This is a genomic window from Serratia sp. CY32780, from assembly GCF_052169135.1.
Lineage (GTDB): Bacteria > Pseudomonadota > Gammaproteobacteria > Enterobacterales > Enterobacteriaceae > Serratia > Serratia sarumanii.
The window spans coordinates 1,137,753-1,158,244 of sequence record NZ_JBJNLI010000001.1 but is presented as its reverse complement, the minus strand read 5'-3'; the positions used below and the strand labels follow the sequence as shown (position 1 = coordinate 1,158,244).

The window sequence follows — 20,492 nt, the reverse complement described above, 5'->3', positions numbered from 1 at the left end:
GGGCGGTTCTATCTTATCGCCAAGCCTTCTATCCCTCCCCAGGCGCTTCAGGCTACTCTGTGCCCTGTGTTATTGGGGGAGAACCGCATGAATATCGACGATGAACTGCAGGCGCTCAGCGAACAGGAAGCGACGCTGGCCTTTACCCATTTTGACGCCGCCACCGCCTGGGAACTGGGCGCGGCGCTGAAAACCGCCGCCGAGCGGCGCGGCCTGAGCATCGCCATCGAGATCCAACTGGCCGGGCAAACGCTGTTTTATTACGCCATGCCGGGCGCCACGCCGGACATCGCCGACTGGGTGCGGCGCAAGCGTAATCTGGTGAATCATTTTCACAAAAGCTCTTACGCCATCGGCCTGCGCCTGCAGCAGCGGCAAACGTCGCTGGAGGAACGCTACGGGCTGAGCGTGCGCGACTATTCGGTGCACGGCGGCGCCTTCCCGCTCACCCTGACCGGCCTCGGCTGCGTCGGCAGCATCAGCATTTCCGGCGCGCCGCAGAAAGAAGACCATCAGCTGCTGGTGAGTACTTTAGCCCACTTTCTCGGCTTATCCCTGCCCGAACTCCACTAGCCGTTAAAACCTCGATTATTCCTTTCCTTTTCAGCCGCAGAATCTGCGGCCGACTTATCTATTATCGGCATTTAGCCCCAAACAAAAGGGCGACTCTCCGATTTCCTGCGCCAAATTGACACAGGTCTGGTAATCCTCTGAGCAAAAGGCGTATGGTATCTGTCACGTGACAAGACGGACCTCATCGGGCCCGCCATTCCTTTCACTTTTGAAGATTTGGTACGCACCGTAGATGAAAACGCATGAAATAAACAGAATTCGCCCCTTCAGCGCGCTGATAGACGCCTGCTGGCGGGAACCTTATAGCCTGGCGCGGTTGCTGAAAGACGCTATCGCCGGGGTGACGGTCGGTATTATCGCCATCCCGCTGGCGATGGCGCTGGCGATCGCCAGCGGCGTGCCGCCGCAGTACGGCCTGTATACCGCCGCCATCGCCGGCATCGTCATCGCCGTCAGCGGCGGTTCGCGCTACAGCGTCTCCGGCCCCACCGCCGCCTTCGTGGTGATCCTGTATCCGGTTTCGCAGCAGTTCGGCCTGGCCGGCCTGCTGGTCGCCACGCTGATCTCCGGGGTGTTTCTGCTGCTGATGGGGCTGGCGCGCCTGGGCCGGCTGATCGAGTACATTCCGCTGCCGGTGACCCTCGGCTTTACCTCCGGCATCGCCATCACCATCGCCACCATGCAGATCAAGGACTTCTTCGGCCTGCAGCTGGCGCACACGCCGGAAAATTACGTCGGCAAACTGCACGCCCTGCTGCAGGCGCTGCCAACGCTGGATTTCGGTGATACCCTGATCGGCGCGGTGACGCTCTTGATCCTGATCTTCTGGCCCAAGCTCGGCCTGCGGGTGCCTGGCCACCTGCCGGCGCTGCTGGCGGGCACTGCGCTGATGGGACTGCTGGCGCTGTTTGATCACCCGGTGGCGACCATCGGCTCGCGCTTCAGCTACCTGCTGGCCGACGGCAGCAGCGGGCAGGGCATCCCGCCGATCCTGCCGCAGTTGCTGCTGCCCTGGGATCTGTCGGGCGGCGGCGGGCAGCCGTTCACCCTGAGCTGGCAAACCGTTTCCGCCCTATTGCCGGCGGCGTTTTCAATGGCGATGCTCGGCGCGATCGAATCGCTGCTGTGCGCGGTGGTGCTCGACGGCATGACCGGCAAGAAGCACAACTCGAACAGCGAACTGATCGGCCAGGGCGCGGGCAACATCATCGCGCCGTTCTTCGGCGGCATTACCGCCACCGCCGCGATTGCCCGTTCGGCGGCCAACGTGCGCGCCGGCGCCACCTCGCCGGTATCCGCCATCATCCACGCGCTGCTGGTGCTGCTGGCGCTGCTGGTATTGGCGCCGTGGCTCTCTTACCTGCCGCTGGCGGCGATGGCGGCGCTGCTGCTGATGGTCGCCTGGAACATGAGCGAGGCGCACAAGGTGGTTTACCTGCTGCGCCGGGCGCCGAAGGACGACATTCTGGTGCTGCTGCTGTGCATGTCGCTGACGGTGCTGTTCGACATGGTGATCGCCATTACCGTGGGCATCGTGCTGGCGTCGCTGCTGTTTATGCGCCGCATCGCCCGCATGACGCGGCTGAGCGAGCTGAGCGCCGACCACGGCCGCCTGGTGCTGCGGGTGAACGGCCCGCTGTTCTTCGCCGCCGCCGAGCGCATCTTTACCGAACTGCTGGCGCGCAGCGAAGGCTACCGCACGATCGTGCTGCAATGGGATGCGGTGCCGGTGCTCGACGCCGGCGGCCTGAGCGCCCTGCGGCGCTTTATCGAGGTGCTGCCGGCGGACAAAAAGCTGGTGATCACCGACGTGCCATTCCAGCCGCTGAAAACCCTGGCGCGCGCGCGGGTGCAGCCGATCGAGGGCCGCTTGCAGTTCTACCCGACGCTGCCGGAAGCGCTGGCGGCCACCGACGCCTAAACGTAAAAAAGCCCGACGAGTCGGGCTTTTTGATGGCGATAATCGCTTAGTTGCTGGTATCCAGCTCCGGGAAGCTCTTCACCAGGTCGTCGATGGCTTTCATCTGCGCCAGGAACGGCTCCAGCTTGTCCAACGGCAGCGCGGACGGGCCGTCGCACTTGGCGTTGTTCGGATCCGGGTGCGCTTCGAGGAACAGGCCGGCCAGGCCGACCGCCATGCCGGCGCGCGCCAGCTCGGCCACCTGAGCGCGGCGGCCGCCGGACGCGGCGCCGAACGGGTCGCGGGTCTGCAGCGCGTGGGTCACGTCGAAGATCACCGGATGGCCGCCGGTCACGTTTTTCATCACGTTGATGCCCAGCATGTCGACCACCAGGTTGTCATAGCCAAAGTTGCTGCCGCGATCGCACAGGATCACCTGGTCGTTGCCGCCCTCTTTGAACTTGTCGACGATATTGCCCATCTGCCCCGGGCTGACGAACTGCGGCTTCTTGACGTTGATCACCGCGCCGGTTTTCGCCATCGCTTCCACCAGATCGGTCTGGCGCGCCAGGAAGGCCGGCAGCTGGATCACGTCAACCACTTCGGAAACCGGCTGCGCCTGCGCCGCTTCATGCACGTCGGTGATGATTTTCACGCCGAAGGTTTTTTTCAGCTCTTCGAAGATCTTCATCCCTTCTTCCAGGCCCGGACCGCGGTACGAGTGGATGGAAGAGCGGTTGGCCTTGTCGAAAGAGGCCTTGAATACGTAAGGAATGCCCAGTTTTTGCGTCACGGTGACGTAGTGTTCGCAGATGCTCATCGCCAGATCGCGCGATTCCAGCACGTTCATACCGCCAAACAGCACAAACGGCAGATCGTTTGCTACGTCGATATCGCCAATGCTAACCACTTTCTGTTTCATGCTTTCGCCTTTGTTAAGGTTGTAACCGTCGCCTTGCACACTGCGCGGAGTCATTGAATTAATGCAGCGTCACCTGTTTCGGCTCAATCGAATGGATCTGCACTTTGATCACTTCGCTGACCGGGTCTTCAGGACACTGCTCGACAAAATAGTTGAGATCGGAAATCGCGATATGGTTGCACTCCAGCTGGGCGTATATCAGCCCGCGGTCGCGGATCTCGTACGGATCTTCCGGATCGAAGCACAGCACCGTTTCGCTGGTGCGCAGCGCCATTTCCAGCTGTTTTTCTTCCATCAGGGCGGCCTTCAGCGTATCGAGCATCTTGCGCACCACCATGATGTTCTCCGACTCGTCGAGGTCGTCGTCTTCCAGCTCGGCGCCCAGCCCCAGGTTGCCCTTGATCCACACTTCCAGCTGGTGTTCGCTCAGGGTTTCGCCGTTAAGCGGGTTGATCAGCCACAGCTCTTCGTCCAGCCAGTCGGCGCGCAGGATCAGCTGAGTGGGGAAAATCACCGGCAGCAGCGGCAGATCCAGCGCGTTGGCGATGTGCAGGAAAATGGTGCCCAGCGAGACCGGCGTGCCCTGCCGCCCTTCCAGCACCTTGTCCAGCCAGATGGCGTCCGACAGGCGGTACACGCCGCTGGCGCCACCGAAGCCCCAGGTCTTGTAAAACAGCTCGATGAGCGCATCCAGTTGCTGCTCCTGAGTGATATCGGCCGGCACCGCCGCGCGCGCTTCGTCCACCAGCTGTTGCAGCTTGCGCTCCACGTCGGCAGCCGGGAAATCGCGCCGCACCGACTGCGACACCAGGATCACCCCTTCGCTCAGCGGCGAGGCGTTAAATTCAAAATCAGCAATGCTACTCATAGGTATCCCATCAGAAACGGTATTTTCGTCGTGGCAAGTTTAATTATCAGGTACAGGCAGCCCAACGCCAGCACGAACGCCACGGTTCGCAGCCGCTGACTTTTGGTCTTCTTGCCCAATGCGACGTAGCCAAGCAGGATATAGATAATAACGCCAAACAGCTTCTCGGTCAGCCATGAGTCCATACCCAGCAGCGGATAAAACCCGAACGTCACCACCAGCGCGACGCCGCTGACGAACAGCAGCGTGTCGTTCAGGTGCGGCGCTACCTTGACCCAGCGGCGGCCCATGATCGGCGAGCGGCGCCACTGCCAAAAGAAACGCAGCACAAACAAGGTAATACTGATGGCGACCGTCAGCAAATGGAAATGTTTCAACGCGGTGTATGCAGTCATGATGCTCCCTTAAATGGCGCGGGCGTCGTTATTATCAGTGGCGCTTATCCCGGCCATTGGCCGAGCGTCACGCGGTCGTTGTCGCCGTAATCGCGGTGGGTGGCGACAGCGGAAAATCCGGCGGCCTGCAGCAGCGCGCGCACGCTCTCGCCCTGCTGCCAGCCATGTTCCAACAGCAGCCAACCCTGGGGCTGCAAATGGTGCGGCGCCTGGCCCACGATGGCGGCCAGATCCGCCAGCCCATGATCGGCGGCGACCAGCGCGCTGCCGGGCTCGAAGCGCACATCGCCCTGCGACAAATGCGGATCGGCGGCATCGATATAGGGCGGATTGCTGGCGATCAGCGCGAAGCGTTGCCCCGCCACCGGCGCAAACCAGCTGCCCTGTAGAAACCGGACGTTGTCGATCTTCAGCTTGCGCGCATTATGCTGCGCCAGCGCGACCGCCTCCGGCTGCACATCGACGCCGATTGCCGAACAATCCGGGCGCTCGCTGGCCAGCGCCAGCGCGATGGCGCCGGTGCCGGTGCCGAGATCGAGGAAGTGGCAGGGTTGCGGCGGCAGACGCGCCAGCGCCAATTCCACCAGGCATTCGGTATCCGGGCGTGGGATCAGCGTTGCGGGCGAAACCGACAGCGGCAGCGACCAAAACTCGCGCTCGCCCACCAGATAGGCCACCGGCTCACCGCGCTCGCGGCGCGCCAGCAGCGTCTCCAGCTGCTGTTGCTGCGGCGGCGTCAGCAGGGTTTCACCGAACGCCATCAGGAAGGTCCTGGCCTTGCCGGTCACGAAACCCAACAGGATTTCCGCGTCGCGCCGGGCGCTGTCGCTGTGGGTCAAACGCGCGGCGGCGGCTTTCAGCCAGTGTTGATAGTCCATCACTCTTGCTCGGCGGACAGCGCAGCCAGCTGGTCGGCCTGATACTCCTGCACGATCGGCTGGATCAGCATGTCCAGTTTGCCTTCCATCACCTCGTCCAGACGGTAGAGCGTCAGGTTGATGCGGTGGTCGGTCACCCGCCCCTGCGGGAAGTTGTAGGTGCGATTGCGGTCGGAACGATCGCCGCTGCCCAGCAGGTTGCGGCGAGTGGACGCTTCGGCCTGCTGGCGCTTGGCCATCTCGGCGGCGCGAATGCGCGCGCCCAGCACCGACATCGCCTTGGCTTTGTTTTTGTGCTGTGAACGTTCGTCCTGGCACTCCACCACGATGCCGGTCGGCAGGTGGGTGATGCGGATCGCCGAGTCGGTGGTGTTAACGTGCTGGCCGCCGGCGCCGGAGGAGCGGAAAGTGTCGATTTTCAGATCGCCCGGGTTGATGTCCGGCAGCTCGGCTTCCGGCACTTCCGGCATCACCGCCACAGTGCAGGCGGAGGTGTGGATGCGCCCCTGGGATTCGGTTTCCGGCACGCGCTGCACGCGGTGGCCGCCGGATTCAAACTTCAGCTGGCCGTACACGCCATCGCCGGAGACTTTGGCGATCACTTCCTTGAAGCCGCCGTGCTCGCCTTCGTTGGCGCTCATCACCTCGACGCGCCAGCGGCGGCCTTCGGCGTAACGACTGTACATGCGGAACAGATCGCCGGCGAAGATCGCCGCCTCATCGCCGCCGGTGCCGGCGCGCACTTCGAGGAAGCAGCTGCGCTCATCGTCCGGATCTTTCGGCAACAGCAAGACCTGCAGCTGCTGCTCCAGCTCTTCGCTGGCCGCCCGCGCCTGTTTCAGCTCTTCCTGCGCCATTTCGCGCATCTCCGGATCGTCCAGCATCATTTCCGCCGTCTCCAGATCCTCCTGCACCTGACGCCATTCCAGGAAGCAGCGGCTGACGTCGGTCAGCTGCGCGTATTCTCGCGACAGCGCGCGGAACCGGTCTTGGTCGGCGATGACACCGGCATCGCCGAGCAGCGCCTGCACTTCTTCATGGCGCTCTTGTAACGCTTCCAGTTTGGCAACAATAGAAGGCTTCATGCGTGGTAATAAACCCTGTTAATAGAGAAAACTAATGCTGATCCAGCCCGAGGCTGTCGCGTAATAACTGCAACCGCTCCACGTCGCCGTCGCCGGCGGCCTGCTGGAGGGATTTGGTGGGGGCATGAATAAGACGGTTGGTCAGTTTATGGGCCAGCTCGTGTATCACCTGCTCCACGTTGGCGCCCTGCGCGATGGCGGCCAGCGCTTTGGCTTCCATCTCTGCGCGAATTTGGTCGGCCTGCGAACGGTAGTCGCGGATGGTTTCCACCGCGCCCTGCGAGCGCAGCCAGGCCATGAAGTTGGTGCTTTCCTGCTGCACGATCGATTCCGCCTGCACCGCCGCCGCTTTGCGCTGCGCCAGGTTGCTTTGAATGATGGCGTGCAGATCGTCCACGCTGTACAGATAGGCGTTGGCCAGTTTGCCGACCTCCGGTTCGATGTCGCGCGGTACGGCGATATCCACCAGCAGCATCGGCTGGTTGCGGCGCGCCTTCAGCGCGCGCTCCACCATGCCCTTGCCGATGATCGGCAGCGGGCTGGCGGTGGAACTGATGATGATGTCGGCGTCCGCCAGGCGTTCGTCGATCTCAGGCAGGGTGATCACCTCGGCGCCGACCTCGTCCGCCAGCAGCTGTGCGCGCTCGCGGGTGCGGTTGGCGATGATCATGTGCCGCACTTTATGCTCGCGCAGGTGACGCGCCACCAGCTCGATGGTTTCGCCGGCGCCCACCAGCAATACGTTGAGATCGGCCAGCGATTCGAAGATCTGCCGCGCCAGCGTACAGGCGGCGAACGCCACGGAAACCGCGCTGGCGCCGATGTCGGTTTCGGTGCGCACGCGCTTGGCGACGGAGAAGGATTTCTGGAACAGACGCTCCAGCTCGCCGGACAGCGACTGGCCGCGTTGCGACTCGGCGAAGGCCTTTTTCACCTGGCCGAGGATCTGCGGTTCGCCCAGTACCAATGAGTCCAACCCGCTGGCCACCCGCATCAGATGGCTGACCGCGTCGTTGCCCTGATGCCAGTACAGGCTTTTCTTCACCTCTTCCGGGCGCAGGTTGTGGTAGGCGCACAGCCAGGCGACCAGCTGCTCGTGCATGTGTTCCTGCTGCTCTACGCTGAGGTACAGCTCGGTGCGGTTGCAGGTGGACAACACGACGCCGCCCTGCACCAACGGTTGTTGGAGCAAGCTGGTCAGCGCCTCATCGATGGACTCTGGCGAGAAGGTCACCCTTTCACGCAGAGAAACCGGAGCGGTTTTGTGATTTATACCTAACGCCAGCAGGGTCATTGCTTCGAGTAATACTTATCTTGGTACGGGTTCTCGTTGAACGGCATTCTACTTGATGCGCGGGATCAATAAAAGTAACAACCGCATCTTCCGTTCAATCGCTGTCATAGATGACATCAATTAATGAATAAGCAATAAATACAGCAGGATAAATAGTCATGAGGTAGGTCGATTGCTTAAATTTTAGCGCAGTTTGCGATAACGCGCACGCTATTCGGCGTACACAACGGCGGCGTTTGCGCAACGAAGGCACCGCTTATCGGGCGCACCTCCCCCGCCTTCAGGTGATTGTGTTACGCTTAATGGCGACCCCGACGCGCGTGCCGGGTTGGCATTGCGCCGGTAAAAGCGGCAAGATTCAACGCGATGCAGCAAAAAATTGACGCGCCGCCGCCGCCCCGTTAGCGTGAGCGCTGAATCCGGGTTTCGTCGCGCATGCCCGCAAGGACAAAAGGACAAGAGAAAGTTATGCCAATACGCAAAGTTAGTTTGCTCCGTCTGATTCCGCTGGCCAGCCTGGTGCTGGCCGCCTGTACCACCACCAAGCCGACCGGCCCGGCCACCAGCCCGACCTCACCGCAGTGGCGCGCCCATGAGCAGGCGGTGCAGCAGCTCAGCACCTATCAGACCCGCGGCTCCTTCGCCTACTTGTCTGATCAGAAAAAAGTCTACGCCCGCTTCTTCTGGCAGCAGTTCTCGCCGGAGCGCTACCGCCTGCTGCTGACCAACCCGCTCGGCAGCACGGAAATGGATCTCAACGTGCAGAAAAACGTGGTGCAGCTGACCGACAACCAGGGCAAACGCTACGTCAGCGACAATCCGGAAGAGATGATCCGCAAGCTGACCGGCATGGCGATCCCGCTGAACAACCTGCGCCAGTGGATGCTCGGCCTGCCGGGCGAAGCCGGCGATTTTGCCCTGGATGACCAATATCGCCTGAGCAAGCTGACCTACCAGCAAGGCGGCCAGACCTGGAAAGTGGATTACCAGGGCTACAGCAACGAGGTGCAGCCGACGCTGCCTAACCGCCTGGAGCTGCAGCAGGGCGACCAGCGCATCAAGCTGAAAATGGACAACTGGACGCTCAAATGATCCGCCAGTGGCCCTCCCCCGCGAAACTCAACCTGTTTCTGTACATCACCGGCCGTCGTGAAGACGGCTATCACCTGCTGCAGACGCTGTTCCAGTTTTTGGACTACGGCGACACCCTGACCATTGACCCGCGCCAGGACGATCGCATTCATCTGCTGACGCCGGTCGACGGCGTGCCGGACGAGCAGAACCTGATCGTGCGCGCCGCCCGCTTGCTGCAGCGCTATTGCGATGAACGCGGCCTGCAGACCGCACCGCGCGGCGCCGACATCAGCATCGACAAGCGCCTGCCGATGGGCGGCGGTTTGGGCGGCGGCTCCTCCAACGCCGCCACCGTGCTGGTGGCGCTGAACGAACTGTGGCGCTGCGGTCTTGGCGACGACCAATTGGCCGAGCTGGGGCTCAGCCTCGGCGCCGACGTGCCGGTGTTCGTGCGCGGCCACGCCGCCTTCGCCGAAGGCATCGGCGAGCGCCTGCAGCCGGCCGAGCCGCAGGAAAAGTGGTATCTGGTGGCGCATCCCGGCGTCGGCATCCCGACGCCGGTTATCTTCGGCGACCCCGAATTGAAAAGAGACACCCCGATTCGCTCCTTAAGTGAGCTGTTGCAGGCACCGTACGCAAATGATTGCGAACCGATCGCAAGAAAACGTTTTCGCGAGGTTGAACAGCTTCTTTCATGGCTGTTAGAATACGCCCCGTCACGCCTGACTGGCACAGGTGCTTGTGTGTTTGCTGAATTCGACACAGAAATCGCCGCCCGTCAGGTGTTAAATCAAGCCCCGGAGTGGTTGTGTGGTTTTGTAGCGCGCGGCGTTAACGTCTCCCCACTACATCGCATTCGTTCCGGGCGGTTTGAGTCGTAGCTCAACGTTTCGCTGCGCAGGGTCATGCACACCTGGCCCTGTTATCCCTGCGCTGCCTGCGGTCTCAATTTTAGTTTTACATACCCGTATGTATATTGCGCCGGCGTCGCCGACTGCCCCTTGGCGATGTCGTATGACAATATCTTCTCTGGACGCAAGCCTGAGGTTCTTCTCGTGCCTGATATGAAGCTTTTTGCTGGTAACGCCACCCCGGAACTAGCACAACGTATTGCCAACCGTTTGTACACCAGCCTTGGTGACGCCGCTGTAGGTCGTTTTAGCGACGGCGAAGTGAGCGTGCAAATCAACGAAAATGTACGCGGCGGTGATATTTTCATCATCCAGTCCACCTGTGCCCCGACCAACGACAACCTGATGGAACTGGTTGTGATGGTCGACGCCCTGCGTCGCGCCTCCGCAGGTCGTATTACCGCCGTTATCCCTTACTTCGGCTATGCCCGCCAGGATCGCCGCGTGCGTTCCGCGCGTGTGCCAATCACCGCCAAGGTGGTTGCCGATTTCCTCTCCAGCGTAGGGGTTGACCGCGTTCTGACGGTGGATCTGCATGCTGAGCAGATTCAAGGCTTCTTCGACGTACCGGTAGACAACGTGTTCGGCAGCCCGATCCTGCTGGAAGACATGCTGCAGCAGAACCTGGAAAACCCGATCGTGGTTTCCCCGGACATCGGCGGCGTAGTCCGTGCCCGCGCCATCGCCAAACTGCTGAACGACACCGACATGGCCATCATCGACAAACGCCGCCCGCGCGCGAACGTTTCTCAGGTGATGCACATCATCGGTGACGTGGCAGGCCGCGACTGCGTGCTGGTCGACGACATGATCGACACCGGCGGTACCTTGTGTAAAGCGGCTGAAGCGTTGAAAGAACGCGGTGCCAAGCGCGTATTCGCCTACGCGACGCACCCGATCTTCTCCGGCAACGCCGTGGACAACATCAAGAACTCGGTGATTGATGAAGTGATCGTCTGCGACACCATTCCGCTGTCGCCGGAAATCAAGGCACTGAAAAACGTTCGCACTCTGACCCTGTCCGGCATGCTGGCTGAAGCCATCCGCCGCATCAGCAACGAAGAGTCGATCTCTGCAATGTTCGAGCATTGATGCGTCGTCTTTCCGGTGCGGCGCCCACCGCGCCGGAAAGATAGCGAGCCCGACAGCAGAAAAAGAAAAACCCGTTGGTGCGTGAGCAACAACGGGTTTTCTACTCGTAGTCCAACATGACCTCAAACCTTAATGCACGGCAGATTTTCCCTTGCCCTGCTCTCGCTTCCCTTCTGATTTTTTAATCAATGCGACGAACGATGTTGGTCGTTGCGGCACCGTTTATCAAAGTGTTTTACCCACCAGTAACGATCCGCCACCTGCTCGCGGCCGCCGATACGCGCGCCCACCAGCCACAACAGCGCGCCGACGAAGATACTCATGATGGCGCCGTGGGCGAAAAATTGCGGTAAATTGAACTGGGATACTTCAGCAATAATGGAGTATCCGACGCCGCCGATCATCACGACCAGCCCCAGCCCCATAAAAAAGTTGCCCATTCTGTCCGCGCTTCTACGTTTCATATGCCACCTCCATGATTGCCATGTGCCAACCGGGATAACGCTGCAACTTGTTAACCCACTTTGATAAGTTAAGTATAGTCCTTGTTGCGGCAAGGGGATTGCGGAGGCGATCACAAATGGTAAAGAATTATTGACACTTCTTAACGCGCCGCTGAAAATTAGCGGACAAATTGAATTATTCAGCTAATGAATCATTCGTCTTTCTTACCTAAGGCGACGGCGGGGATCGGATTTTGTCATTCGCCGCCCCGGCAGGTAGACTAAGGCCCTTTCCATTACCCTGATCATAGTGAATCTCCCAGTGAGCAGTATTAAATTGATAGTTGGCCTGGCCAACCCGGGCGCGGAATATGCCCAAACGCGCCACAACGCCGGCGCCTGGTACGTCGATCTGCTGGCCCAGCGCCACAATCAGCAGTTGAAAGAAGAGAGCAAGTTCTTCGGCTACACCGCCCGTTTAAACCTGGCGGGCAACGACGTGCGCCTGCTGGTGCCGACCACCTTCATGAACCTGAGCGGCAAAGCGGTGCTGGCGATGGCCAACTTCTACCGCATCGAACCAAACGAGATCCTGGTGGCGCACGACGAGCTGGATCTGCCTCCCGGCGTCGCCAAAATCAAGCTCGGCGGCGGCAACGGCGGCCACAACGGCCTGAAAGACATCCAGAACAAGTTCGGCAACAACCCGAACTTCTACCGCCTGCGCATCGGCATCGGCCATCCGGGCGACAAGAACAAGGTGGTGGGCTTCGTGCTCGGCAAGCCGCCGGCCAGCGAGCAGAAGATGATCGACGAAGCGATCGACGAGTCGCTGCGCTGCACCGAGATGCTGATGAAGGACGGGCTGGAAAAAACCGTTCAGCGCCTGCACAGCTTCAAGGCGCAGGCCTGAACCTTGCCGCAGCGGGCGCCCTGCCCGCTGCCTGCTTCTAGCCGCGCGGGTTGAAGGTCTCCTCGCTCACGCGGCGGTCATCGGCGGTGAAGCCCTCTTCCGCCACGTAATACTGCGGATCGTCCAGCTCATGGCTGCAAAACGGCCCGGCGCGCTTAAGTAAACGCACGCAGTCGCCGCTCAGGTGGCGCAGCCGAATGCTTTTCCCCGCCGCCAGGTAACGCGCCGTCAGCTTATCGATCGCCTCTACGCCGCTGGAATCCATCACCCGGGTGCCGGCAAAATCCAGCACCACGTTCTGCGGATCGCTTTGCGGCTCGAACAGCTCGGCGAAAGCGGCGGCAGAGCCGAAGAACAGCGGGCCATCGAGCTGATACACCGCCACGTCGCCCGTTAACTGCCGCTGGCGCACGCGGATGCGCGCCTGCTGCCAGGCGAACACCAGCGCCGAGATAATCACCCCGCTGATCACCGCCACCGCCAGATCGGTAAAGATGGTGATCAGCGTGACGGCGAGCATCACCAGCGCGTCCGCCTTCGGCATACGGCGCAAACGGCGCAGCGAACTCCACTCGAAGGTGTTGTAACACACCACCAGCATCACCCCGGCCAGCGCCGCTACCGGCAGCAGGCCGATATAGCGCGACAGGCTGACCACGAACAGAATCAGCAGAATGGCGCCCACCGTGCCGGAGAGGCGCCCGCGCCCGCCCGAGGTGAAGTTGATGATCGACTGGCCGATCATCGCGCAGCCGGCGAAGCAGCCGAACAGGCCGCACACTGCGTTACCGGCGCCCTGCGCGATGCTTTCGCGATTGCCGTTGCCCTTCTTGCCGCCCATTTCATCCAGCACCGTCATGGTCAGCAGCGATTCAATCAAACCGACCAGGGCGATCACCACCGCATAGGGCAGCACCACCCGCACCATTTCCAGGGTGAACGGCGCCGTCGGCAGGCTGAAGTGCGGCAGCGCGCCGGAAATGTCCGCCAGATCGCCCACCCGCAGCGTGTGCAGATTGAGGCCGATCGCCAACGCCGAAACCACCAGCAGCGCCGCCAGCGAAGACGGAATGGCCTTGGTCAGGCGCGGGAACAGCACCACCACCGCAATCGCCAGCGCCACCAGGCCGTACATCAGCGGCCCCTGCCCGGCGATCATCTTCAGCTGCGCCAGCATGATGACGATCGCCAGACCGTTGACGAAGCCGTGGATCGCCGGCAGCGGCACCAGACGAATGAATTTGCCCAGCCGGAAGGCGCCGATCAGGATTTGAATGCCCCCGGCGAACAGCGTGGCCCACAGCACGTAGCCCATGCCGTACTGCGCCGCCAGGCTCATCAGCACCACCACAATGGAGCCGGCGGCGCCGGAAACCATGCCCGGCTTGCCGCCGAACAGCGCCGTGACCAGGCCGATAATAAACGCGGTATGCAAACCGACGATCGGCGAAAGACCGGCGACCAGCGAAAAGCCGACCGCCTCGGGGATCATCGAAACCGCCACCACAAAGCCCGCCAGGACTTCATTTTTAACGTCCGCGATCCTGACGTTACTCAGATTAAACATGCATTATTCACTTATGACAGATGACATCATCTCCCCGCGTAGCGGGTATGGAGAGCCGCAGGGGGCGGCAGACTGCAGGCGGGCACAGCTCAGGGTGGCGTAGGCAAGAAATACATCCGGCGCGTTTCCTGTCGGTTAATCGGAACGGCCAGTATGGGTAAATGTGATCCAAATCTCAATCAAAAACCGGCCGCGGGCGCTGCGCTCGCCCCGGCCAAACAAGTCTGATCGAGATAAACGCCCATTACGTGTATAATGGCGGCATTATTTTGCCCTTTATGCAGTCGATTAAACCTAACCGGCTGATAGTTAAGATATTTAAGGTGATTACAACATGGGATTCAAATGCGGTATCGTCGGCCTGCCTAACGTAGGCAAATCCACCCTGTTCAACGCGTTGACCAAAGCGGGCATTGAAGCAGCCAACTTCCCGTTCTGCACCATTGAACCGAACACCGGTGTGGTGCCGATGCCCGATCCGCGTCTGGATAAGCTGGCCGAGATCGTCAAGCCGCAGCGCATTCTGCCAACCACCATGGAATTCGTCGACATCGCCGGCCTGGTGAAAGGCGCGTCCAAGGGTGAAGGCCTGGGCAACCAGTTCCTGACCAACATCCGCGAAACCGAAGCCATCGGCCACGTGGTGCGCTGCTTCGAGAACGACAACATCATTCACGTCAACAACAAGGTCGATCCGGCCGAAGACATCGATGTGATCAACACCGAGCTGGCGCTGTCTGACCTCGACACCTGCGAGCGCGCCATCCACCGCGTGCAGAAGAAAGCCAAAGGCGGCGACAAAGACGCCAAAGCCGAGCTGGCGGCGCTGGAGAAATGCCTGCCGCACCTGGAAAACGCCGGCATGCTGCGCGCGCTGGATCTGAGCGACGAAGACAAAGCGGCGATCAAATACCTGAGCTTCCTGACCCTGAAGCCGACCATGTACATCGCCAACGTCAACGAAGACGGCTTCGAGAACAACCCGTACCTGGACACCGTGCGTAAAATCGCCGACGCCGAAGGCTCCGTGGTGGTTGCCGTGTGCGCCGCCGTGGAATCCGACATCGCCGAGCTGGAAGACGAAGAGCGCGACGAGTTCATGGCCGAGCTGGGCCTGGAAGAACCGGGCTTGAACCGCGTGATCCGCGCCGGTTACGAGCTGCTGAACCTGCAGACCTACTTCACCGCCGGCGTGAAAGAAGTGCGCGCCTGGACCATCCCGGTCGGCGCCACCGCTCCGCAGGCGGCCGGCAAGATCCACACCGACTTCGAGAAAGGCTTTATCCGCGCGCAAACCATCTCTTATGATGACTTCATCACCTACAAGGGTGAACAAGGCGCCAAAGAAGCCGGCAAAATGCGCTCCGAAGGTAAAGACTACATCGTCAAAGACGGCGACGTAATGAACTTCCTGTTCAACGTCTAAGCCCTTCCCCGCAGCATTGCTCTCGGCTGCCGGAAACGGAAAAATCCACGCTTCGGCGTGGATTTTTGTTTTTATCTCCCCAGACTCAGACTCCCCCATTTCCCCCTTCCACGCCGAGGGCCGGTTTGCCGCCGAGTGACCGGCGAATCGCTGCCGCTGCAAAACCCGCTAACGGCGCGCTACAGCAGCGCAATCATCTTCAGCAGTTCCACCCGATTGCGGATGCCGAACTTTTTGCCGGCGTTATTGAGGTGCGAATAAACGGTTTTCGGGTGCAGGTTCAACCGCCGCGCGGTCAGGCGAATATCTTCCGTGCGCGCGGTTTCACACAGCACCGCCGCCTCGCCAGGCGTGATTGCCGCCGCCCGATGCCGGTTCATCATGCGCCGCTCACCTTCCTCCTCACGGCAGACCAGCGCCGCGCAGGTCTCTCGCACCACCTGCAGCGTTTCCCGTTTGTGCAAAATCGCATCCGGCTGCGACGCGGCGATAAACGCCAGGATCAGCGGCGAAGTCTTATCGATAAAGAACAGTAACCGGACATCTTTATATTCACCACGTGAATATTTAATGAAATTTAAATACGCCTCGAACCGGTAAATCTCCTGAGGAAACTCCGTAATAATTAAATCAGGCGCCGGAATTATATTTTTAATAATATTCATATTGGGTGAGGATAAGGTTATCACGCCGCCGCCCAGTAATGTTTTCATACCCAGCCGGCACAGCGGTGAACCGTCGATATAAATCACTCTCACTTTAATTCTCCTTATCAGCATGAAAGCATGCTTCCACACCTCAGGCGGCTTGTCGCTGCTCTTTTTTGGGGTAATTCGCCTGCAAAGCACACCGATATAAAACATCTTGATAACATGTTTCTCAAATAATCACGCAACCGTCAGCATGTTGATTAATACGCAAAAAAGGCATGAATGTTTCAAATTATTTCAACAGAAAAAACTGGCGATCCAATAAAAACGCAACGCAATGATATAGATCTATTTTCTATTTTGTATGATATAAGCGAAAATGAAAAAAAATGTAACAACGGGCACCATAACCTTATTGCCTTATTCAAAACATCTATAGGGAAAATTCTTAGTTTGTTAGGATGAAAATCCATGTTTGCCGACGCGTTTAAAAAACAATTGCGCAACATGATTAATCAACAACCGCACGTCAGTAATTTATTACTGTCAGGAAAGCTTTTATCTAAAGTAAATTAAAGGGCATTTCACATGAATGTTAAATTAGTCGCATTATCCATGCTGGCTCTCTCCGGCGCCTGTGCGGCCGCTTCGTCCAATACGGTGCAATTTAAAGGCGAAGTCAGCACGCAAACCTGCTCGGTGAATATTAACGGTAACCAATCCAATCCGGTCGTTCTGCTGCCGACCGTCGCCGCCAGCAAACTCGCCACCAAAGGCGCCACCGCCGGCGACACCACCTTCACCGTCAACGTGACCGGCTGTGCGGCGGCAACCAGCGATACGGCGATCAAAACCGTGCTGGCGGGCAACAACCCGACCACCAACGGCAACCTGGGCAACGCGGGCGATGCGGCCAAGGTGTCCATTCAACTGCTGGACAGCGACGCCACTACGCCGCTGTCGTTCGCCAGCGGTTCGACCGTCACCACGTCGGCGATGACGCTGGCGAAAGACGCCACCTCCACCTCACAGAACCTGGTGGCTCGCTACTACGCGGAAGACACCGGCGTGGCGGCCGGTTCGGTGATCGCCACCGCACAGTTCGCCATTAGCTACAAATAAGCCGGCGTCAGGCGCCATACCTGTTGATGCCAGCGCCGCCCTTCGCCGGGCGGCGCTGAATGACTCGCTCCCTTTATCGGTTCACGTTTATGCCGCAGATAACCCGCTCCGCCCGCCGATGGGCCGCCCTGTCGCTTTGCCTGATGAGTTTTGCCGCTACCCACGCCTCGGCCAGCGTGACGCTGCTCGGCAACCGCGTGATCTACCCCGCCGAGGCGCGGGAAAAAACGCTGCAGTTCACCAACGACGACGGCACCCCGGCGCTGATGCAGATCTGGCTCGACATCAATAACCCCAAATCCACGCCGGAAAACGCCGATGCACCTTTCGTCGCCTCGCCGCAGATCTTCCGCATGAATCCGCACAGCGGGCAGATGGTGCGGCTGTCGTTCGTCGGCCAGCCGCTGCCGCGCGATCGCGAATCGCTGTTCTATCTCAACTTCCTGCAGGTGCCCGCCGTGCGCCAGACGGACAGCGACAAGAACAAACTGCTGCTGGTGGTCACCAATCGGCTGAAGGTGTTCTATCGCCCCGCCGGGCTGGCCGGCGACGCCAACCACGTCATCGATCGGCTCAGCCTGCGCCAGGCCGGCAACGCGCTGCGCGTCGACAACCCGACCGGCTACTACGCCAACATCAGCCAGGCCGCGATCCTGAGCGGCGCGAAGCGCATCGCCATCCCGCAGGCGGATCTGATCCCGCCGTTTTCACAGGCCAGTTGGCCGGTGAATGGGGAGGTGCGGCAGGTCGCACTGCGCGTCATCAATGACTATGGGGTGGAAATCTCACGCACCCTGAACGTCGCGCGCTGAAACCAGACAGGGAGGTATTCATGTTCGATGCTCGCAAGGCGGCGCCGCTGCCCGCACGCTGGTGTTGCGCGCTGCTGGCGCTGCCGCTGGGCTGCGCCGCCGCCGACGGCTATACCTTCGATCCCGCGCTGCTGCGCGGCAGCGTGCTGAGCAACAGCGCCCTGAGCCAGTTCAACCAACAGGACGCCGTCGCTCCGGGCAGCTATCAGATCGATCTGTACCTCAATGGCCAGTTTCTCGAACGCGATCAAATTCGCTTCGTACGCGCAGGCAAACAGGTGCTGCCCTGTTTCGATCGGCCGCAGCTGACGCGCTTCGGGCTGAAAAATCCGCCGGCGGCCGCCGAAGCGGAATGCCTGCTGCCCGGCCGGGATCTGAAGGACATCACGGTGAACGCCGATATCTCGCGGCTGCGGCTGGATCTGAGCATTCCGCAGGCGCTGTTGAACGGCCGGCCGCGCGGCAGCGTCAATCCCGCCAGCCTGGACAGCGGCGAATCGATGGCCTTCGTCAATTACAACCTCAACCAGTACCACGTCAGTTACCGACAGGGGCAAACCCGCGATCTCGACTCGACCTACGCCAACCTGAACGGCGGCTTCAACCTCGGGCTATGGCGCTACCGCCAGCAGTCCAGCTACCGCTACGATCGGGAGTTCGGCGGTCATCTGGACACCAGCCGCCGCTACGTACAGCGCGCGATCTTGCCCTGGCGCAGCGAAATGCTGTTGGGCGAAGGCTTTACCGACGGGCACTTCTTCTCCGGCCTGGGCTTTCGCGGCATTCAGCTCAGTTCGGACGACCGCATGCTGCCGGATTCGCAGCGCGGCTATGCGCCGGTGGTGCGCGGCGTGGCGAAAAGCAACGCGCGCGTGACGGTGCTGCAAGGCAAAAGCACGCTGTATGAAACCACCGTCGCGCCGGGGCCGTTCGCCATCAACGATCTGTACGCCACCAACTACGCCGGCGATCTCACCGTGGTGGTGACGGAAGCCGACGGCAGCGTCAGCACCTTCACCGTGCCATTCGCCGCGGTGCCGGAATCCATCCGCCCCGGCCAGTCGCGCTACTCGGCGATCGTCGGCCGTTCCCGCTACGTCGGCGACAACGATTTGTTCAGCGAAGTGACCTGGCAGCACGGCCTGACCAACGCCCTGACCTTCAACCTCGGCAACCAACTGGCGGACGGCTACCAGGCGATGATGCTGGGCGGCGTGTACAGCAGCTGGCTGGGCGCCTTCGGCATGGATACCACCTATTCCCACGCCAGCCTGCCGGATGGCGGCGCCGCCGGCTGGATGCTGCACCTCTCTTACAGCCGAACCTTCAGCCCGACGGATACCACGCTATCCATCGCCGGCTACCGCTACTCCACCGAAGGCTTTCGCGATCTCAGCGACGTGCTCGGCGTGCGGCGCGCCACCGCCACCGGCCAACGCTGGCAGTCCGACTCTTACCGCCAGCGGTCGCGTTTCGAGGTCGCCGTCAATCAGGGGATGGGGGCGTTCGGCAGTCTGACAATGTCCGGCTCGACTCAGGACTACCGCGATCAGCGCGGCCGCGACAATCAGCTCCAGTTGGGCTGGGGAAAAACCTTCGGCAACGGCGTGGCGCTTAACCTCTCCGTCACCCGTACCCACAGCCTGGGCTACAGCAACGGCGACTACCGCGGCTACGGGCCGCTGGATAACGTCTACAGCGCGCCGCTGGCGCAAAACGCGCAGACCGTCACCGCCCTGTCGTTGAGCTTCCCGCTCGGGCGTTCATCATCCGCCCCCAGCGTCTCGCTGTTGGCCAACCACAGCCAGGGCCAGGGCGGCAACTATCAGGCCGCGCTGTCGGGCAGCGTCGGCGACGAACAGCCGGTCAGCTACGGCCTGAACTTCACCACCGATGACGATCGCCAACAAAGCATCTGGGGCGGCAACCTGCAAACCCGCCTGCCTTACGCCAACGTCACCGGCTCGTTCTCCACCGCGCGCCAGTACCGACAAGGCTCCCTGTCGTTGCAGGGGGCGGTGGTGGCGCACCGCGGCGGCGTGACATTAGGGCCGTATGTCGGCGATACCTTCGCCCTGATCGAGGCGCCCGGCGCCAGCGGCGCACGGGTGATGGACGGCCAGGGGGCGCGCGTCGATCGCTTTGGCTACGCGCTGGCGCCGTCGCTGGTGCCCTATCACTACAACACCGTCGCGCTGAACCCCGAGGGCATGAACGACAAAGCGGAGCTGGAAGACGGCCAGCGGCGCGTCGCCCCGTACGCCGGCGCCACGGTGCGCCTGCGCTTCAACACCGTGCGCGGCCAGGCGCTATTGATCACCGCGCAGCGGCCCGATAACGCACCGATCCCGATGGGCGCCAACGTCCTCGACGCCGCGGGCAACAGCGTGGGCATGGTCGGCCAGGCCAATCAGGTGTATCTGCGCAGCGACCGGAATGCCGGTGCGCTGACGCTGAACTGGGGCGACGCGCCCGGCCAACAGTGCACGCTGCATTACCGCCTGCCCGCCGGGGAAGACGGCCCGATTCAACGGCTCAGCGCCCCGTGCCGCTAGCCCGTTAAACTT

At 61.1% G+C, this 20,492-nt stretch carries 19 protein-coding genes; 10 read left to right on the top strand and 9 right to left on the bottom strand.

Translation table 11 applies throughout. The annotated features are described in order from the left end of the window. The first annotated feature begins 87 nt into the window (after positions 1–87). Positions 88–573, top strand: a complete 486-nt coding sequence (locus ACJ8HH_RS05690) for a heme-degrading domain-containing protein (protein WP_197759965.1) — start codon at positions 88–90, stop codon at positions 571–573. 232 nt (positions 574–805) lie between these two features. Then, positions 806–2,494 (top strand): C4-dicarboxylic acid transporter DauA, encoded by a 1,689-nt coding sequence (gene dauA / locus ACJ8HH_RS05685; RefSeq protein WP_442520218.1) that lies wholly within the window; start codon positions 806–808, stop codon positions 2,492–2,494. A gap of 46 nt (positions 2,495–2,540) precedes the next feature. On the opposite strand, the gene kdsA is transcribed toward dauA, so the two are convergent. From kdsA to hemA, 6 genes are read right to left on the bottom strand one after another with little or no spacing between them, the layout of a single operon-like run. After that, entirely contained in the window at positions 2,541–3,395 is an 855-nt protein-coding gene (gene kdsA / locus ACJ8HH_RS05680) for a 3-deoxy-8-phosphooctulonate synthase (RefSeq protein WP_004941087.1), read from the bottom strand. 58 nt (positions 3,396–3,453) lie between these two features. After that, positions 3,454–4,263, bottom strand: a complete 810-nt coding sequence (gene sirB1, locus ACJ8HH_RS05675; RefSeq protein WP_033646388.1) for an invasion regulator SirB1 — start codon at positions 4,261–4,263, stop codon at positions 3,454–3,456. Next, positions 4,260–4,661 carry a SirB2 family protein gene (locus tag ACJ8HH_RS05670; RefSeq protein WP_197766239.1) on the bottom strand — a complete coding sequence of 134 codons (402 nt, stop codon included), beginning with the start codon at positions 4,659–4,661 and terminating at the stop codon, positions 4,260–4,262. The genes sirB1 and ACJ8HH_RS05670 overlap by 4 nt, the downstream gene beginning before the upstream one ends. 41 nt (positions 4,662–4,702) lie before the next feature. After that, positions 4,703–5,536 (bottom strand): peptide chain release factor N(5)-glutamine methyltransferase, encoded by an 834-nt coding sequence (prmC, locus tag ACJ8HH_RS05665; RefSeq protein ID WP_033646390.1) that lies wholly within the window; start codon positions 5,534–5,536, stop codon positions 4,703–4,705. Next, a complete protein-coding gene (prfA, locus tag ACJ8HH_RS05660) occupies positions 5,536–6,621 on the bottom strand; it encodes a peptide chain release factor 1 (RefSeq protein WP_033646391.1) in 1,086 nt (361 codons plus the stop codon). The genes prmC and prfA overlap by 1 nt, the downstream gene beginning before the upstream one ends. A 31-nt stretch (positions 6,622–6,652) precedes the next feature. Continuing rightward, the gene (hemA, locus tag ACJ8HH_RS05655) at positions 6,653–7,915 is read right to left on the bottom strand and encodes a glutamyl-tRNA reductase (RefSeq protein WP_033638164.1); all 1,263 of its coding nucleotides are present in this window, start codon (positions 7,913–7,915) and stop codon (positions 6,653–6,655) included. 468 nt (positions 7,916–8,383) lie between these two features. Here hemA and lolB point away from each other — a divergent pair, with 468 nt between their 5' ends. The 3 genes from lolB to prs all read left to right on the top strand — a co-directional run bounded on the left by lolB (position 8,384) and on the right by prs (position 10,992). Then, the gene (gene lolB, locus ACJ8HH_RS05650; protein WP_033638163.1) at positions 8,384–9,007 is read left to right on the top strand and encodes a lipoprotein insertase outer membrane protein LolB; all 624 of its coding nucleotides are present in this window, start codon (positions 8,384–8,386) and stop codon (positions 9,005–9,007) included. Beyond that, the gene (ispE, locus tag ACJ8HH_RS05645; protein ID WP_049211446.1) at positions 9,004–9,870 is read left to right on the top strand and encodes a 4-(cytidine 5'-diphospho)-2-C-methyl-D-erythritol kinase; all 867 of its coding nucleotides are present in this window, start codon (positions 9,004–9,006) and stop codon (positions 9,868–9,870) included. Before lolB ends, ispE begins: the two co-directional genes overlap by 4 nt. Before the next feature lie 174 nt (positions 9,871–10,044). After that, positions 10,045–10,992, top strand: coding sequence for a ribose-phosphate diphosphokinase (gene prs, locus ACJ8HH_RS05640; protein WP_004941061.1), 948 nt, complete (start codon positions 10,045–10,047; stop codon positions 10,990–10,992). A 185-nt stretch (positions 10,993–11,177) separates the two neighbouring features. Here the strand turns inward: prs and ychH are convergent, their stop codons facing one another. Then, the gene (ychH, locus tag ACJ8HH_RS05635; RefSeq protein ID WP_025302491.1) at positions 11,178–11,456 is read right to left on the bottom strand and encodes a stress-induced protein YchH; all 279 of its coding nucleotides are present in this window, start codon (positions 11,454–11,456) and stop codon (positions 11,178–11,180) included. A gap of 301 nt (positions 11,457–11,757) precedes the next feature. On the opposite strand from ychH, the gene pth reads away from it, so the two are divergent. Further along, entirely contained in the window at positions 11,758–12,348 is a 591-nt protein-coding gene (pth, locus tag ACJ8HH_RS05630; protein ID WP_004941053.1) for an aminoacyl-tRNA hydrolase, read from the top strand. A 37-nt stretch (positions 12,349–12,385) separates the two neighbouring features. On the opposite strand, the gene ACJ8HH_RS05625 is transcribed toward pth, so the two are convergent. After that, positions 12,386–13,915 carry a SulP family inorganic anion transporter gene (locus tag ACJ8HH_RS05625; protein WP_039566525.1) on the bottom strand — a complete coding sequence of 510 codons (1,530 nt, stop codon included), beginning with the start codon at positions 13,913–13,915 and terminating at the stop codon, positions 12,386–12,388. A gap of 334 nt (positions 13,916–14,249) precedes the next feature. Here ACJ8HH_RS05625 and ychF point away from each other — a divergent pair, with 334 nt between their 5' ends. Continuing rightward, on the top strand, positions 14,250–15,341 hold the full coding sequence (gene ychF, locus ACJ8HH_RS05620; RefSeq protein ID WP_033646394.1) for a redox-regulated ATPase YchF: 1,092 nt from the start codon (positions 14,250–14,252) through the stop codon (positions 15,339–15,341). A 179-nt stretch (positions 15,342–15,520) separates the two neighbouring features. Here ychF and ACJ8HH_RS05615 read toward each other — a convergent pair whose 3' ends face one another. Further along, positions 15,521–16,204 (bottom strand): helix-turn-helix transcriptional regulator, encoded by a 684-nt coding sequence (locus tag ACJ8HH_RS05615; RefSeq protein WP_442520217.1) that lies wholly within the window; start codon positions 16,202–16,204, stop codon positions 15,521–15,523. A gap of 375 nt (positions 16,205–16,579) precedes the next feature. Here ACJ8HH_RS05615 and ACJ8HH_RS05610 point away from each other — a divergent pair, with 375 nt between their 5' ends. From ACJ8HH_RS05610 to ACJ8HH_RS05600, 3 genes are read left to right on the top strand one after another with little or no spacing between them, the layout of a single operon-like run. Next, positions 16,580–17,113, top strand: coding sequence for a fimbrial protein (locus tag ACJ8HH_RS05610; protein WP_015377562.1), 534 nt, complete (start codon positions 16,580–16,582; stop codon positions 17,111–17,113). 59 nt (positions 17,114–17,172) lie between these two features. Beyond that, positions 17,173–17,925 carry a fimbrial biogenesis chaperone gene (locus ACJ8HH_RS05605; RefSeq protein ID WP_233788960.1) on the top strand — a complete coding sequence of 251 codons (753 nt, stop codon included), beginning with the start codon at positions 17,173–17,175 and terminating at the stop codon, positions 17,923–17,925. A 20-nt stretch (positions 17,926–17,945) separates the two neighbouring features. Next, positions 17,946–20,480 (top strand): fimbria/pilus outer membrane usher protein, encoded by a 2,535-nt coding sequence (locus ACJ8HH_RS05600; RefSeq protein WP_162091362.1) that lies wholly within the window; start codon positions 17,946–17,948, stop codon positions 20,478–20,480. Positions 20,481–20,492: the final 12 nt, after the last annotated feature.